This window comes from Pleomorphomonas sp. JP5, assembly GCF_023721815.1.
Classification (GTDB): Bacteria; Pseudomonadota; Alphaproteobacteria; order Rhizobiales; family Pleomorphomonadaceae; genus Pleomorphomonas.
This window is the reverse complement of record NZ_JAMDLI010000008.1, coordinates 701,474-713,786: the sequence shown is the minus strand read 5'-3', so window position 1 is coordinate 713,786 and position 12,313 is coordinate 701,474. Positions and strand designations below refer to the sequence as shown.

At 64.9% G+C, this 12,313-nt stretch carries 12 protein-coding genes; 5 read left to right on the top strand and 7 right to left on the bottom strand.

The annotated features are described in order from the left end of the window. The first annotated feature begins 51 nt into the window (after window positions 1-51). Window positions 52-969, top strand: a complete 918-nt coding sequence (locus tag M4J40_RS14580) for a MurR/RpiR family transcriptional regulator (protein ID WP_251754917.1) — start codon at window positions 52-54, stop codon at window positions 967-969. A gap of 7 nt (window positions 970-976) precedes the next feature. Here M4J40_RS14580 and M4J40_RS14575 read toward each other — a convergent pair whose 3' ends face one another. From M4J40_RS14575 to M4J40_RS14545, 7 genes are all read right to left on the bottom strand, one after another. Continuing rightward, the gene (locus M4J40_RS14575) at window positions 977-1,732 is read right to left on the bottom strand and encodes a phosphodiesterase (protein ID WP_251754914.1); all 756 of its coding nucleotides are present in this window, start codon (window positions 1,730-1,732) and stop codon (window positions 977-979) included. Between the two features lie 10 nt (window positions 1,733-1,742). Next, window positions 1,743-2,558, bottom strand: a complete 816-nt coding sequence (locus M4J40_RS14570) for an inositol monophosphatase (protein WP_251754912.1) — start codon at window positions 2,556-2,558, stop codon at window positions 1,743-1,745. Continuing rightward, entirely contained in the window at window positions 2,555-3,607 is a 1,053-nt protein-coding gene (locus M4J40_RS14565) for a LacI family DNA-binding transcriptional regulator (protein WP_251754910.1), read from the bottom strand. The genes M4J40_RS14570 and M4J40_RS14565 overlap by 4 nt, the downstream gene beginning before the upstream one ends. A 9-nt stretch (window positions 3,608-3,616) precedes the next feature. Next, entirely contained in the window at window positions 3,617-4,462 is an 846-nt protein-coding gene (locus M4J40_RS14560) for an ABC transporter permease (protein WP_405030754.1), read from the bottom strand. Then, complete coding sequence (locus M4J40_RS14555) at window positions 4,459-5,277, bottom strand: ABC transporter permease (RefSeq protein ID WP_251754909.1); 819 nt, start codon at window positions 5,275-5,277, stop codon at window positions 4,459-4,461. The genes M4J40_RS14560 and M4J40_RS14555 overlap by 4 nt, the downstream gene beginning before the upstream one ends. A gap of 68 nt (window positions 5,278-5,345) precedes the next feature. Further along, on the bottom strand, window positions 5,346-6,485 hold the full coding sequence (locus M4J40_RS14550) for an extracellular solute-binding protein (RefSeq protein ID WP_251754908.1): 1,140 nt from the start codon (window positions 6,483-6,485) through the stop codon (window positions 5,346-5,348). A 36-nt stretch (window positions 6,486-6,521) separates the two neighbouring features. Next, window positions 6,522-7,676 carry an ABC transporter ATP-binding protein gene (locus M4J40_RS14545; RefSeq protein ID WP_251754906.1) on the bottom strand — a complete coding sequence of 385 codons (1,155 nt, stop codon included), beginning with the start codon at window positions 7,674-7,676 and terminating at the stop codon, window positions 6,522-6,524. Between the two features lie 310 nt (window positions 7,677-7,986). Between M4J40_RS14545 and M4J40_RS14540 the strand changes: the two genes are divergently transcribed. From M4J40_RS14540 to xylB, 4 genes are all read left to right on the top strand, one after another. Next, entirely contained in the window at window positions 7,987-8,952 is a 966-nt protein-coding gene (locus M4J40_RS14540; RefSeq protein ID WP_251754905.1) for a glutathione S-transferase family protein, read from the top strand. A gap of 291 nt (window positions 8,953-9,243) precedes the next feature. Beyond that, window positions 9,244-10,287: an NAD(P)-dependent alcohol dehydrogenase gene (locus M4J40_RS14535; RefSeq protein WP_251754903.1), complete on the top strand. Its 1,044-nt coding sequence runs from the start codon at window positions 9,244-9,246 to the stop codon at window positions 10,285-10,287. A 55-nt stretch (window positions 10,288-10,342) separates the two neighbouring features. Further along, a complete protein-coding gene (locus M4J40_RS14530) occupies window positions 10,343-10,516 on the top strand; it encodes a hypothetical protein (protein ID WP_251754902.1) in 174 nt (57 codons plus the stop codon). A gap of 254 nt (window positions 10,517-10,770) precedes the next feature. Then, window positions 10,771-12,261 carry a xylulokinase gene (xylB, locus tag M4J40_RS14525; RefSeq protein ID WP_251754900.1) on the top strand — a complete coding sequence of 497 codons (1,491 nt, stop codon included), beginning with the start codon at window positions 10,771-10,773 and terminating at the stop codon, window positions 12,259-12,261. The last annotated feature ends 52 nt before the right edge of the window (window positions 12,262-12,313 follow it).

Here is a 12,313-nt window from a genome sequence, read left to right as displayed (position 1 = left end):
TCCGAGGCTAGCATATGTTACTAGAATTCCAAGCACGATGAAAAGGCAGCCATGCCACAAATTCAATCAAGTCCTCTGGGGCGGTTGCCGGACACCACGGTCGTCGCCCAACGCATTGCCGGTAAGTACGACCAGATGACCGGAGCCGTGAGGCGGTTCGCCGATCTCGTGAAGGCCGAGCCTCTCAAGGTCGCGCGCATGAGCATTCACGAGGCTGTCGTGGGAGCCGACGTGTCGGTTGCCACGGCCAATCGCTTCGCCCGTCTCATCGGCTTTTCCGGCTATGCCGAGTTTCGTGCCGAGCTCATTCGAGGGTTTGAGAAGCTGTTCGAGCCCGTCGATGCGATGAAGCGGCATCGGGCCGAGGCGGGCAGCGCCTTCGAAGTACTGGAAGCATCCCTCAAGGAGGATATCGCCAATATCGAAGCGACGCTTCGGTCCCTCGATCCGGCTACGACCGAGCGGGCCGTGGACATGATCGCCCGTGCCGAAAAAGTGTTCGTGCTGGGGTTCGAGAATGCCGCCCAGCTATCGGGAATGCTGGCTTGCGGACTGGAAATGACGGGCATCCCAACGCGCAGTCCGGAGAACGGAGGCGGCATGGTCGGCGTGGCGCGCCAACTGTTCAAATACGGCCCCAACGACTTGCTGATCCCGATCGCCTTCTCGCTCTACATGCGCGACACCATCATCATGACGCGCTACGCGAAGCGGGCCGGCATCCCTATCCTGGCCATCACCGATTTTCTCGACTCGCCGCTCGTCCCACTGGCCAACCAGACGCTATTCGTGACGGCCTATCACTCCATGCATCCACCATCCGATACGGCGATTCTCTCGCTGATCGAGGCCCTGATCGCCGCCGTGGCGCGCCAGCGGCCGGGCGCCCCCGAGGTCGCGGAGAAGTTCGCGAGCTTCGCCTATCCCTGGATGCGCAGCACCGGTCCCGACTGGTCGCCCGAGGAGTAGCGCCGCCTCAGGCCTGCGTGACTTCCAGGGCGTGAACGACAATGTCCGGCCCGTCGATGAGGATCACGTTGTAGGCGGGTGTTTCGAAGCCGAGGGCGAAGTCCTTGGAGCCGAACAGTGGCGCACTCTGGTGGTTCGTGCCGCGCCCGGTGCTGAAGGCAATGCCGTTCCACGTGCCGCCGCAAAGGCGATGCACATGCCCGGCGAAGATGTGGCGGACCTTGCCGTGGCGGGCAAGAACGTCGGCGAAGGCCCGGGGATCGGCAAGCTTCACGCCATCGAGCGGCTGCATGCCGATATCGAACGGCGGGTGGTGCATGAAGATGAGGACCGGACTGTCGGCTTCGCCCAACTGCCGATCGAGCCAGGCAAGGCGGCGGTCGCAGAGCCGGCCGGCGACGGCGCCCTCGTCGAGCGTGTCGAGGAACACGAGCCGGGCGGCCTGTGCGTCCAGGATCGACTGAACGAAACCGTCCTCGGCCGGCGCGTCCGGAAACACGGCGCGGAAGGCCCCGCGATTGTCGTGATTGCCGAGCATCAGGCGGGGCGGCGGAATCAAGGGCTCCAGAAGGTCGGCGAGCAATCGATAGGACGCTTGCGAACCATCGTCGGAGAGATCGCCGGTGAACACGACGAGATCAGCGTCGGCATGATTGCGGTTGATGTCCGCGACTGCCTTTGCGAGGTTTGCAGCCGGGTCCAGCCGGCAAATCGGCTGGCCATCCCCACGCAGATGCGGATCGGTGACCTGGATCAGTTTCATGCTCAGCTCCTCAGGAGGTGCGTTGGCGGGCATGGGCGATCAGTTCGTTGATCGGTGCGGCGATCTGCGGCGCGGCGGCCAGAACCGGGCCGCCTTGAAGAAGGGAGCGTCCCTCGCCAGGGAACTCGGCGGTAAATCCGCCTGCCTCGCGAACGATCAACAGAGCGGCGAGACAATCCCAGGCATTGATATGCGGCTCATAGTAGGCGCAAAGGCGTCCGGCAGCGACCTCGGCGATCGACAGCGCGCCGGATCCGGAGCGGACGAACATGCCGCCAACCTCAAGCAGCGCCTGAAGCACTTCAGATATGTCGGTCGCTGTCACCCGATGACTGGCGCCAAGGCCGACGAGACCGGTTTGGAGGCTTGCCTGCTCATCGATGCGGATCGGCTGGCCGTTGAGGCGAGCGCCTTCGCCCGAGACGGCTTCGTAGAGTTCTCCCGTCACAGGCGCCAGGATCAGACCGAAGCATGTCTGTTCATGGGTATCCGACAGCGCGACGGAAATGCACCAGCTTGGCAGGCCATGCACGAAGCAACTGGTGCCGTCGATCGGATCGACGGTCCAGCGCCAGCCGGACCGGCCTTCCTGAAGACCGTACTCCTCGCCCAGAAAGCCATCGTCGGGAAAGGCCGAGGCCACGGACGAGCGGATCAGCGTCTCGACCGCTCGGTCGGCGGCGGACACGACGTCCTGTCCATTGAGCTTGGCGTCGATTCCGAGATGGGCACGGTCGGCAAAGTGCCCGAGCGCCAGCCGGCCGGCCTTACCAACGAGGTCACGGGCGAGATCAAGACGGACGCGAACGTCATGGGGAGTGTTCAAGATGCGGGTGCTCCATCGGCCACCGGCCGGAAGGTATCGCGTATCATCAGCCGGGCTTCGATGCGCAGGCTCACCGGCGCAGCGGACGGGTCGGCGGCGCGGCTCTCCAGGAGCGCCACCGCCCTTTCGGCAAGATCAAGCGGGTCTTGGCGGAAGGTGGTGAGGCGATAGCCGAGCCAGGCGGCCTCCGGCAGATCGTCAAACCCGACCACCGCCACATCCTCGGGGATGCGCAGGCCGAGCCGGCCTTTCAGGTGGTCGATCAGTGCAAAGGCGACGAGATCGTTGACGGCAAACACGGCGCTCGGTCTCTCGGCCGCCGCGAACAGGCGCTCCGCCGCCCGAAGGCCGCCCGCGTAATCCGTATCGGGGCCGCGCGCCACGGCGACGTCGGCGCCGTGGCGGGTTGCCTCGGCAACGAAGGCCTGCTCGCGCTCGACGATGGCCGGCGTGCCGCTCTCCGATCCGGCGAAGGCCAGGCGCTTGTGTCCGGCCTCGATGAAGGCTCCGGCAAGCGCGCGCGCGGCGGCGGGATTGTCGGTCTGGATGAGGTCGATTTCCGTCGCCTCCCGCCCGATGGCGACCAGTGGCAGGCCGTTCGACCGGGCGAGCTCGATGAAAGAAGAGGGCGGCGAGCCCGACAGGACGATGACGGCCTCGGCGCGGTGGCCGAACAGCGTGCGCTGAGCGGCTTCGGTCTCTTCATCCGTCTCGCCGGCGTTGATGAGCACGGGGACGGAGCCTCGACGGATCAGCACGGCGGCCAGCGCCGCCGTCAGATGGGCGCGAAAGCCGACCTCCGGCTTGGTCGCAACCAGACCGACGATGCGGCTGCGATTGGCGAGCAGCCCACGGGCGAGGTCGTTGACCTGATAGCCGAGGCGGGCGGCGGCGGCCATGATCTTTTCGCGCGTTTCGGGCGCGACGGAAGCGCCCGGCGTAAAGGCGCGCGAGACGGCCGAACGCGAGACGCCGGCGAGTTCGGCGACGTCGCGTGCGCTCACGAAGCGCGGGGCGGGATGGGGTTTGCCGTTGAGCGCGTCGGTCATGGCGAAAGCCTACTGTCCGACCTTGGCGAGCACATCGGCCCGCAGGAATTTCTCCACCACCAGCATGAAGGCGATCGACGGAACGAGCAGCAGCAGCGCGGTGATCGAAGCGATCTGATAGTTGCCGCCGGCACCCGCCGAGTAGAGCAAGAGCGGAAGCGTCGTCACGTCTGGCGCACCGACGAAGTAGCTGCCGGTAAACTCGTCGAGCGACTCCAGGAAAACGAAGATCGCGCTGGCCATCAGGCCGGGGGCGGCCAGCGGCAGCGTGACGTCGGCAAAAGCCTTGAGGCCGGAGGCGCCGAGGTTGCGGGCGGCCAGTTCAAGATCCCGGTCGACGGCGGAAAACGCGGCCGAGGCAATCCAGACGGCATAGACGAGACCATGCGTCACGTGCACCAGCACGACGCCGAGGACCGTGCCGTTGAGGCCTATCTCGTAGAACAATCTCGCGATGTTGACATAGACCGGCAGGTTGGGAAACGCCTGCGGCAGCAGGAAGGCGAGGAGCACAATGCCTCTCAATGGCAGCTTCAACCGCGCCAGCGCATAGCCGGCGGGGATGGCGAGTGCCAGCGAACCGGCGACGGTGAACAGTGCGATGCTGATCGAGGCGACAAGCGACTGCAACGCGTTGCCGCGCGGTGAGAACACCCGGCCCCAGTAGCTGAAGCCGTAGTCGATCGGCAGCGTATGCGGAAAGTACCAGCGTTCGGCCACCGTCCAGACCAGCATGTTGAGAAGCGGTCCGAAGATGACGAAAGCCAGCGCGCCAAGAATGGCTGCGCGAGGTACCCACCAAAGGAAGTTGCGCAGGGAGGAGAAATCGCGAGGGGCGGCAAATACGGCGCTCATCGGCCCTGCCTCATGTTGACGCGGAGATAGAACCAGGCCGCGACGCCGCTGATGGCCAGCGAAATCAGGCCAAGCGCGTTGGCGACGCCGTAGTCGCGGTAGGTGTTGAGACGGAAGGCGATGTCGGCGGTGATCATGGTCGGCGCCTGGGCGTTGATCATCAACGGGACCGACAGCACGCCCATCATCGTCACGAAGGACAGGACGAGCCCGACCAGCAGCGTGGTCGTCACCTGCGGCACGATGATTTCGACAAGGATGCGCAGGCGGGAAGCGCCGAGGTTGCGGGCCGCCTCGATGGTGCCGCGATCGAGCGAGGCCATGGCGCCGGCCACCATCAGCGCCACGAAGGGCGTCTGCTTCCAGACGAAGGCGATGACGATCCCGCGCCAGTCGAGATAGCTGGTGGCGGTCAGCGGGTCGATGAGGCCGAGCGCGATGAGCGTCGAGTTGAAGAGACCGCTTTTGGCCAGGAAGGTGCGCAGGATCTGCCCGACGACGATGAACGGAATGAACATCGGCCAGCGATAGAGCCAGCGCAGAATGGCGACGGCGGTGGGATTCTCGCCCAGCGTCAGATAACCGCCGATGGCGATGGCGAGGAGACCGGTCAGGAGAGCCGACAGGCCGACGATCACCGCCGTGAAGACGATGTCCTGCGTGTAGAACTCGTAGGCTTTGGTGAAGTTGCCGAGGCCATAGGCTCCTTCCACTTCGAACGCGCCAATCACCGATGCGGCGAGCGGCAGCATGAAGAGAAGGAGGATGATGATCAGAGCCGGCGAGACCAGCAACGGACCGAGAAGACGTGCCATCGGCTTATCCGGAAAGCGTTTGGTGAAGGAGACCGCCCCCGTGGGGCGGTCCCTCATGGATCGGTCGCTCAGTTGGCGACCTTGGCCTCGTAGGCCTCGAGAATGGCAGTGTTGTACGGGGCGAGCGGGAAAGGCTTGCCCTTCTCGGCCAGATCCGCCGGCGTGATGTCGACGAACAGCTTGTTCCACGTGGCGTCGTCGAGTTCGGCCTTGACCTTGTCGGCGTCGATTCCGGGGTACCAGTTGAACTTCTTGACGATGCCCTCGGCCTGCACCTTCGGCGAGGTGGCGAGTTCGACGAACTTCTCGGCAAGTTCCTTGTTCGGGGCCTTGGCCGGGATCACGTAGTGCATCGGCTGACCGGGCATGCCGGGGGCGGGAAGCACCAGCTTCAGCTCGGGCGGAAGGCGGCCGTCAGCCTGCCAGGAGTAGAACATGTCGACCCACACCGGCCCGAGGGCGATCTCACCGCGCGACAGAAGGTCCAGCGTTCCGGCATTGCCCGGCGTCAGCGTGGCCGACTTGGTGAACTCCTTGAGGCCGGCGAACGCGTCGTCCCACTTGGCTTCTTCGGCCTTGTCGAACGGGCCGTACATCAGCGTCTTGGCATCGCTGCCCGAGAAGGCGTAGACCCAGCCCATCACGAAGCTGACTCCCGAGGCTCCGCCCTTGATGCCGTTGTAACCGAACTGGCCGGGATGGGCCTTCGCCCACTCGGCGATCTCGGCGTAGCTCTTGGGCGGGTTCTGAACGAGCGCCGGATTGTAGGCGATGGCGGTCTGGCTGTTGAACATGGGCATGACGTAGCCCTTGACGTCCGTGCCCAGGGCATTGTCGGCGTTGGCGCGCGTCACCAGCTTGCCGGTGGCGATCTTGTCGCGATAGGCCTCGAGATAGCCAGCCTGGACCATCGGGCCTGCAAACTTCTCGTGGACGATGGCGACGTCGGTGTCCCAGGTGGCGGCGTCGGCCTTGGCCTGGGCGTCGAAGCGCTCGAGGATCTTCTGCGAGCCGGCGTCGCCCGGACCGGTGCCGACGGCGCGGACGGTGTTGCCCGGGTTCTGCTGCTCGAACAGCGGGGCCAGGTAATCGTTGATGTAGTCGACCATGTTCTGGTCGCCGGCGGTGATCACGGTCAGCTCGGCGGCGGCGGCCGGCGAGGCGAGGATGGCGAGCGCCACCGTGGAGTTGAGCAACAGCTTGTTCATGACGCGACTCCGATTTCGATCGTTGGATTCTGGTTGTCAGGCGGTCAGTCGTTCCCGAACCGGCGAACGCGCGTCGGTTGCGGATGGCGTGGTGCCGGTCGGCGCATCGACCGGCGAGGCGAATAGAAAAAGGCCGTTGGTCGGGACCCGGACGACCACTTCGGTGCCGGGAGCCAGGGCTTCGGTACCGTCGACGAGTACCGAGCCGTCGCCGATGCGGACGGTGTGGCGCCACTCGCCGCCGGGGTAGACGACGGCTTCGACGCGGCCGATCAGCTCGACGGCGTTGGCATCTTCCTGGGGCACCTCGTCGAGGCGTCGGAGATGTAACCGCTCGGAGCGGAATCGTGCCTCGAGCCTGCCGCTGGGGGGTGCCGGCCAGTCCAGCAACAGGCTGGCTGCCCTGTTGAGCGGCCCGGCGGCGATGTCGACCCGGTGGCCCGAGCAGGTGGCGTTGAGATGGACGACATTCTCGGCGCCCATGAAGGCGGCGACGAAGGCCGATGCCGGCCGAGTGTAGATCGCTTGCGGCGTGCCGAGTTGGGCGATGTGACCCTTGTCGAGGATGACGATGCGATCGGCCATCACCATGGCCTCCTCGCGGTCGTGGGTGACGTGAATGGTCGTGATGCCGAGCCGCTGCTGCAGGGCGCGGATCTCGTGACGCACCGTCAGACGGATGCGAGCGTCGAGGTTGGACAGCGGCTCGTCGAGCAGAAGGATGTCCGGATCCACCGCCAGGGCTCGGCCGAGCGCGACACGCTGGCGCTGGCCGCCGGACAGCTCCGACGGCTTGCGAGCGCCAAGCCCTTCTAGACCGAGCAGCGCCTCCATCTCGGCGACACGGGCGGCGATCGCATCGCGCCGCCACCCCTTGAGGCGAAGGCCATAGCCGATGTTGCGCGCGGCGGTCATGTGTGGCCAGAGCGCGTAGGACTGGAACACCATGGCCATGCCCCGCTTGTCGGGCAGCAGACGGGTAACGTCGCGGTTCCCGACATGGATGCTGCCGGCGCTGGGCAGGGCAAAGCCGGCGATGCTGCGGAGCAGCGTCGTCTTGCCGCAGCCCGAGGCGCCGAGAAGGGCAACGAACTCACCCTTGCCGATAGAGAGGTCGATACCCTCGAGCACCCGCGTCCGGCCATAGCCGGCGTCGAGGTCTCGAAGGTTGAGATAGGCGTCGTCGCTCATTCATCTTGCGCGTTGCACAGCTGTGCAAGCGTCCCCGCAGTTGGTCCTGTCTTGGCTCTTTCGATAGACGGCGATCGTTACAGGCCGATGACAGGCGACCAAGGGAAGAGGGGAGGGCGGTGTGCGTGCCGGACGAGGCGATGATCCCACCGACGCAATCCTCTGGAACGGGCGGCATCAGCTCCCGGCTCTTCGCCTGTCCGAGGCAGCTGCCTTGCAGTGGAACCTCGGTTGCGACAAACCGTTATGGTCACCATATGGCTTCGGCAACTGCCCCGTGCCCATGGGCCCAAACTGACAGGAGATCTTCATGCTCGTCGATGGCAAATGGACGGCGGAGTGGAAGCCGGTTCAGAAGACCGACGAGAAGGGCGGGTTCGTTCGTCCCACCTCGAGTTTTCGCAACTGGGTAACACCCGACGGCTCGGCCGGCCCGACTGGCGAAGGGGGCTTTGCCGCCGAGAGCGGCCGCTATCACCTCTATGTCGCGCTGATCTGCCCCTGGGCGTCGAGAGCGCTGATCGGTCGCAAGTTGAAAGGCCTTGAGGACGCCGTATCGTTGTCGGTCGTCGAGCCTGCGATCACTGACGAGGGGTGGCGTTTCGGCGACTATCCCGGCGCGACCAAGGACGCGGTCAACGGCGCTACCTACCTTCATCAGGTCTATACCAAGGCCGATCCCCATTTCACCGGCCGCGCCACCGTACCTGTGCTCTGGGACAAGAAGCGTGGCACGATCGTCAACAACGAGTCGGCCGACATTCTGAGGATGTTCAACTCAGGCTTCGGCGATCTGGCGAGCTCGGACCGAGATCTCTATCCGACGGACCTCGCTGCCGAGATAGATGCGCTCAACGACCGCATCTATCCGCGTCTCAACAATGGCGTTTATCGTGCGGGTTTCGCCACCACGCAGGTCGCCTACGAGGAGGCCTTCGCCGATGTGTTCGGCATGCTCGACGAGTTGGAAGTCCGCCTCGCCGACGGTCGTCCCTATCTGCACGACGATCGTTTCACCGAAACGGACGTCCGCCTGTTCGTCACGCTGATCCGCTTCGATGCCGCCTATCACGGCCTGTTCAAATGCAATCTCCGTCGCATCGCCGATTATCCCGGCCTCGGCGGCTACCTGAAGCGCGTTCTGGCCTATCCGGGCATTCGCGAGACGGTCAGCATCGACCACATCAAGCACGGCTACTACTCGATGAAGGCGCTTAACCCGCAGCGCATCGTGCCGCTTGGACCCGATCTTGGCGATCTCGGGCTGTCCGGGTGAGGCTTACCGGCATGATCGGCAAAAGCGCCCTGCCTTTTCTGAGCGGGGCGCCTGTCACCTGCGTGAAGGCGAAGGACGACTGAACGGCGGGGGCGCGCTTTTGCCTCGGGCCTGGAGAGGATCTGGCTGCATGCTGGTTTGGAACCCGTCTAGGTTTCAAAATGTAAAATAATGCACACAGATTTGTTGAATTGGCTTAGCGGGATTAGCTTCTGGCGTTCATACTCTCCTCCATCAAGACCCGTGTAAGCCCGTCTGAGAATGCAGGGCAGCGGTTCGGGAGGAAAAGCCATGAAGGTAAAAGCCGTCGTTCTCGAGGGTGTTGGAGACATTCGTCTTCGCGATATCGACCTTCCCGGATCTCTTGATCCGGCGGCCGGCGAGGTTCGGGTCGCCATCAAGGCCGTGGGCATCTGCGGCAGCGACGTTCACTATCTGAAGCACGGCCGCATCGGCGACTTCATCGTCAACGAGCCGATGGTGCTTGGCCATGAAGCTTCGGGCGTGGTGACGGCGGTCGGCGCCAAGGTGTCCCACCTCAAGGTCGGCGATCGCGTCTGCATGGAGCCCGGCATTCCCGATTTCGGCTCGCGCCAGACGCTGGAGGGCCACTACAACCTCGATCCGGCCGTGCGCTTCTGGGCGACGCCGCCGATCCACGGCTGCCTGACGCCGGAAGTGGTTCATCCGGCGGCGCTGACCTACAAGCTGCCCGACAGCGTCTCCTTTGCCGAGGGCGCCATGGTCGAGCCGCTGGCGATCGGCGTCTATGCCGCCGCCAAGGGCGCTATCCGTCCCGGTGACATCGCCGTTGTGGCGGGCGCCGGCACCATCGGCATGATGGTGGCCTTCGCCGCGCTGGCGTCGGGCTGTTCGGAGGTGATCGTCAGCGACGTCGCCAAGGCCAAGCTCGACATCATCGCCAAGGTCCCCGGCGTCATCGCCGTCGACCTCACCAGGGAAAAGCTGGCCGACGTAGTCGCGGCGCGGACGGCCGGCAAGGGCGCCGACCTGTTCTTCGAGGCGAGCGGCGCTCCGAAGGCCTTCGACGACATGCTGGACGTTGTGACGCAGGGCGGCCGGGTGGTTCTGGTCGGCATGCCGCAGGACCGTGTGCCGCTCGACGTGGTGGCGCTGGAGGTCAAGGAGATCAGCCTGACGGGCATCTTCCGCTATGCCAACGTGTGGGATCGCACGCTGGCGCTGCTTGGCTCGGGCAAGATCGACGTCAAGCCGCTGATTTCGGCGAGTTATCCCTTCGACAAGTCGGTCGAGGCCTTCGAACGCGCCGCCCAGCAGAACCCATCGGACGTCAAGGTCCAGATCACGTTCTGAGCAAGGCCGGCGCTTGGCGCCGCCTGGGCAGGACTGAAGAAGGTATGCATGATGAATGCAGACCTCTGTTTCGGATACGCTAGAGCAGTTCCAGCAAAAGTGGGTACCGGTTTTGCGTCCGGAACTTCGTCTTAACAAGGAGATAGAGTTTTCCGGCGAACCCGAGTTCACCGGAAAAACTCTGGGCGCGGTTTGCGCCTCGGTTGACGAAATGGTCTCGCCCGCCTGATGCGGGCGGAACCTTAATCGTTCGAAATTATCGCGCCGCTAGGCGCTCCCGGTAGGCGAAGGGAAGATCGGTCATTCGGGCTCAATCGAACGATCAGGAGAATTGAAACGCGTTGAATGCGTGATCCGCCGGCAGCTCACGAGCAGTCGGTCGTGGCGAGAGATGGAAGACCGCAATCGGCAGTCTGGCAGAGGAGGCCCGCCGATCGTGCGGCCTGTCGATCGGCTGCCCGCCGGGGGTAGGGAGGGAAAGCAATGTTCATTGGAGTGGACTGCGGGACGCAGGGAACCAAGGCGCTCGTCATTGACGAGAGTGGACGCGTACGTGGCCGCGGTCATGCCGCCCATGGCTTGATCGAGCGAGACAGCGGCGCTCGCGAACAATATCCGTCGATCTGGGTCGACGCGATGGTGGCCGCCGTGCGCATGGCGCTCAAGGAGGCGGCCTTGCCCGCCGAAGCGATCCGATGCCTCGGTGTCTCCGGTCAGCAGCATGGCCTCGCCGTGCTCGACGACCATGGGGCGGTGATCCGTCCGGCCAAGCTCTGGTGCGATACCGAGACGGCGCCCGACAACGAGCGGATCGTTGATGCGTTCGGAGGACCGGCCGCCTGGTTCGAGAAAGTCGGCATCATCCCTCTCACCGGCTATACCATCTCCAAGCTGGCCTTCCTTGCCGATCGCGAGCCGGACAACTTCGCTCGCATCGCGCATATCCTGCTGCCGCACGACTATCTCAACCACTGGCTCACCGGTCGGTTCGTCGCCGAATATGGCGACGCCTCGGGCACCGGTTTCTTCGATGTCCGCAAGCGTGCCTGGGTGCCGGCAGCGCTGTCGCTGATCGATCGTGGTAGTGGTCGTCTCGCCGCCGCGTTGCCCGACCTCATCGCGCCCGATGCCATCGCTGGACAGCTGACCCCAGCTGCGGCCGAAGCGCTCGGCCTTACCACCGACTGTCTGGTGGCAGCCGGCGGTGGCGACAACATGATGGGCGCCATCGGGACAGGCAACGTGCGTGAGGGCGTGGTCACCATCAGCCTTGGGACGTCGGCGACGGTCTTCTCCTACTCCGACACGCCGGTTCTCGACCCGAGCGGCGCCGTGGCTCCCTTCTGCTCGTCGAGCGGCGGTTGGCTGCCTCTGGTTTGCACGATGAACGCTACCAACGTCACATCCGGCGGCGCCCATCTGCTCGGACGCGACATCGGGTTTGTCTCCGAAGCGCTGGAGGGCACGTCGCCGGGCGCCGGCGGCATCACCATGCTGCCGTTCCTCAACGGCGAGCGCACCCCTGACCTGCCCACCGCTCGCGGGACCATCCTTGGCCTGTCCGCCGTCAACATGACGCCGGAAAACCTGATGCGGGCCATGGTCGAAGGCGTCACCTTCGGCGTGCTGGCCGGACTTCATCGCATCCGTGGCGACAAGGCCGCCGAGCGCGTGTTCATGATCGGCGGCGGTGCGCGCAGCAAGCCTTGGCGCCAGATGGTCGCCGACATGACGGGCGCCGAGATCGTCGTTCCCACTGGCGACGAGGCCGGGTGCCTGGGCGCAGCTATCCAGGCGATCTGGGCTTACGGCCGATCCACGGGAGCCGGCGAGGACATCGCCGCGATCGCCGATCGCTGCGTCAGCCTCGATGCCGACAAGACGACGACGCCGGTTGCGAGCCGCAAGGCCGCCTATGACGAGGCTTTCGGGCTCTATCGGGCCAGGCTCGCCGACGTGCATGGCGTCAACTGACGAACGCCAAGCCGATCTCATATTTCGCCACCCGGCCGATCAGGGACCTATC

Excerpts from the sequence above, each read along its gene's own strand:
- M4J40_RS14575 (WP_251754914.1), bottom strand. The coding sequence starts at position 1,732 with ATGAAACTGATCCAGGTCACCGATCCGCATCTGCGTGGGGATGGCCAG.
- M4J40_RS14560 (WP_405030754.1), bottom strand. The coding sequence starts at position 4,462 with ATGAGCGCCGTATTTGCCGCCCCTCGCGATTTCTCCTCCCTGCGCAAC.
- M4J40_RS14535 (WP_251754903.1), top strand. The coding sequence starts at position 9,244 with ATGAAGGTAAAAGCCGTCGTTCTCGAGGGTGTTGGAGACATTCGTCTT.
- M4J40_RS14565 (WP_251754910.1), bottom strand. The coding sequence starts at position 3,607 with ATGACCGACGCGCTCAACGGCAAACCCCATCCCGCCCCGCGCTTCGTG.
- M4J40_RS14580 (WP_251754917.1), top strand. The coding sequence starts at position 52 with ATGCCACAAATTCAATCAAGTCCTCTGGGGCGGTTGCCGGACACCACG.
- xylB (WP_251754900.1), top strand. The coding sequence starts at position 10,771 with ATGTTCATTGGAGTGGACTGCGGGACGCAGGGAACCAAGGCGCTCGTC.
- M4J40_RS14550 (WP_251754908.1), bottom strand. The coding sequence starts at position 6,485 with ATGAACAAGCTGTTGCTCAACTCCACGGTGGCGCTCGCCATCCTCGCC.
- M4J40_RS14540 (WP_251754905.1), top strand. The coding sequence starts at position 7,987 with ATGCTCGTCGATGGCAAATGGACGGCGGAGTGGAAGCCGGTTCAGAAG.
- M4J40_RS14555 (WP_251754909.1), bottom strand. The coding sequence starts at position 5,277 with ATGGCACGTCTTCTCGGTCCGTTGCTGGTCTCGCCGGCTCTGATCATC.
- M4J40_RS14545 (WP_251754906.1), bottom strand. The coding sequence starts at position 7,676 with ATGAGCGACGACGCCTATCTCAACCTTCGAGACCTCGACGCCGGCTAT.
- M4J40_RS14530 (WP_251754902.1), top strand. The coding sequence starts at position 10,343 with ATGCAGACCTCTGTTTCGGATACGCTAGAGCAGTTCCAGCAAAAGTGG.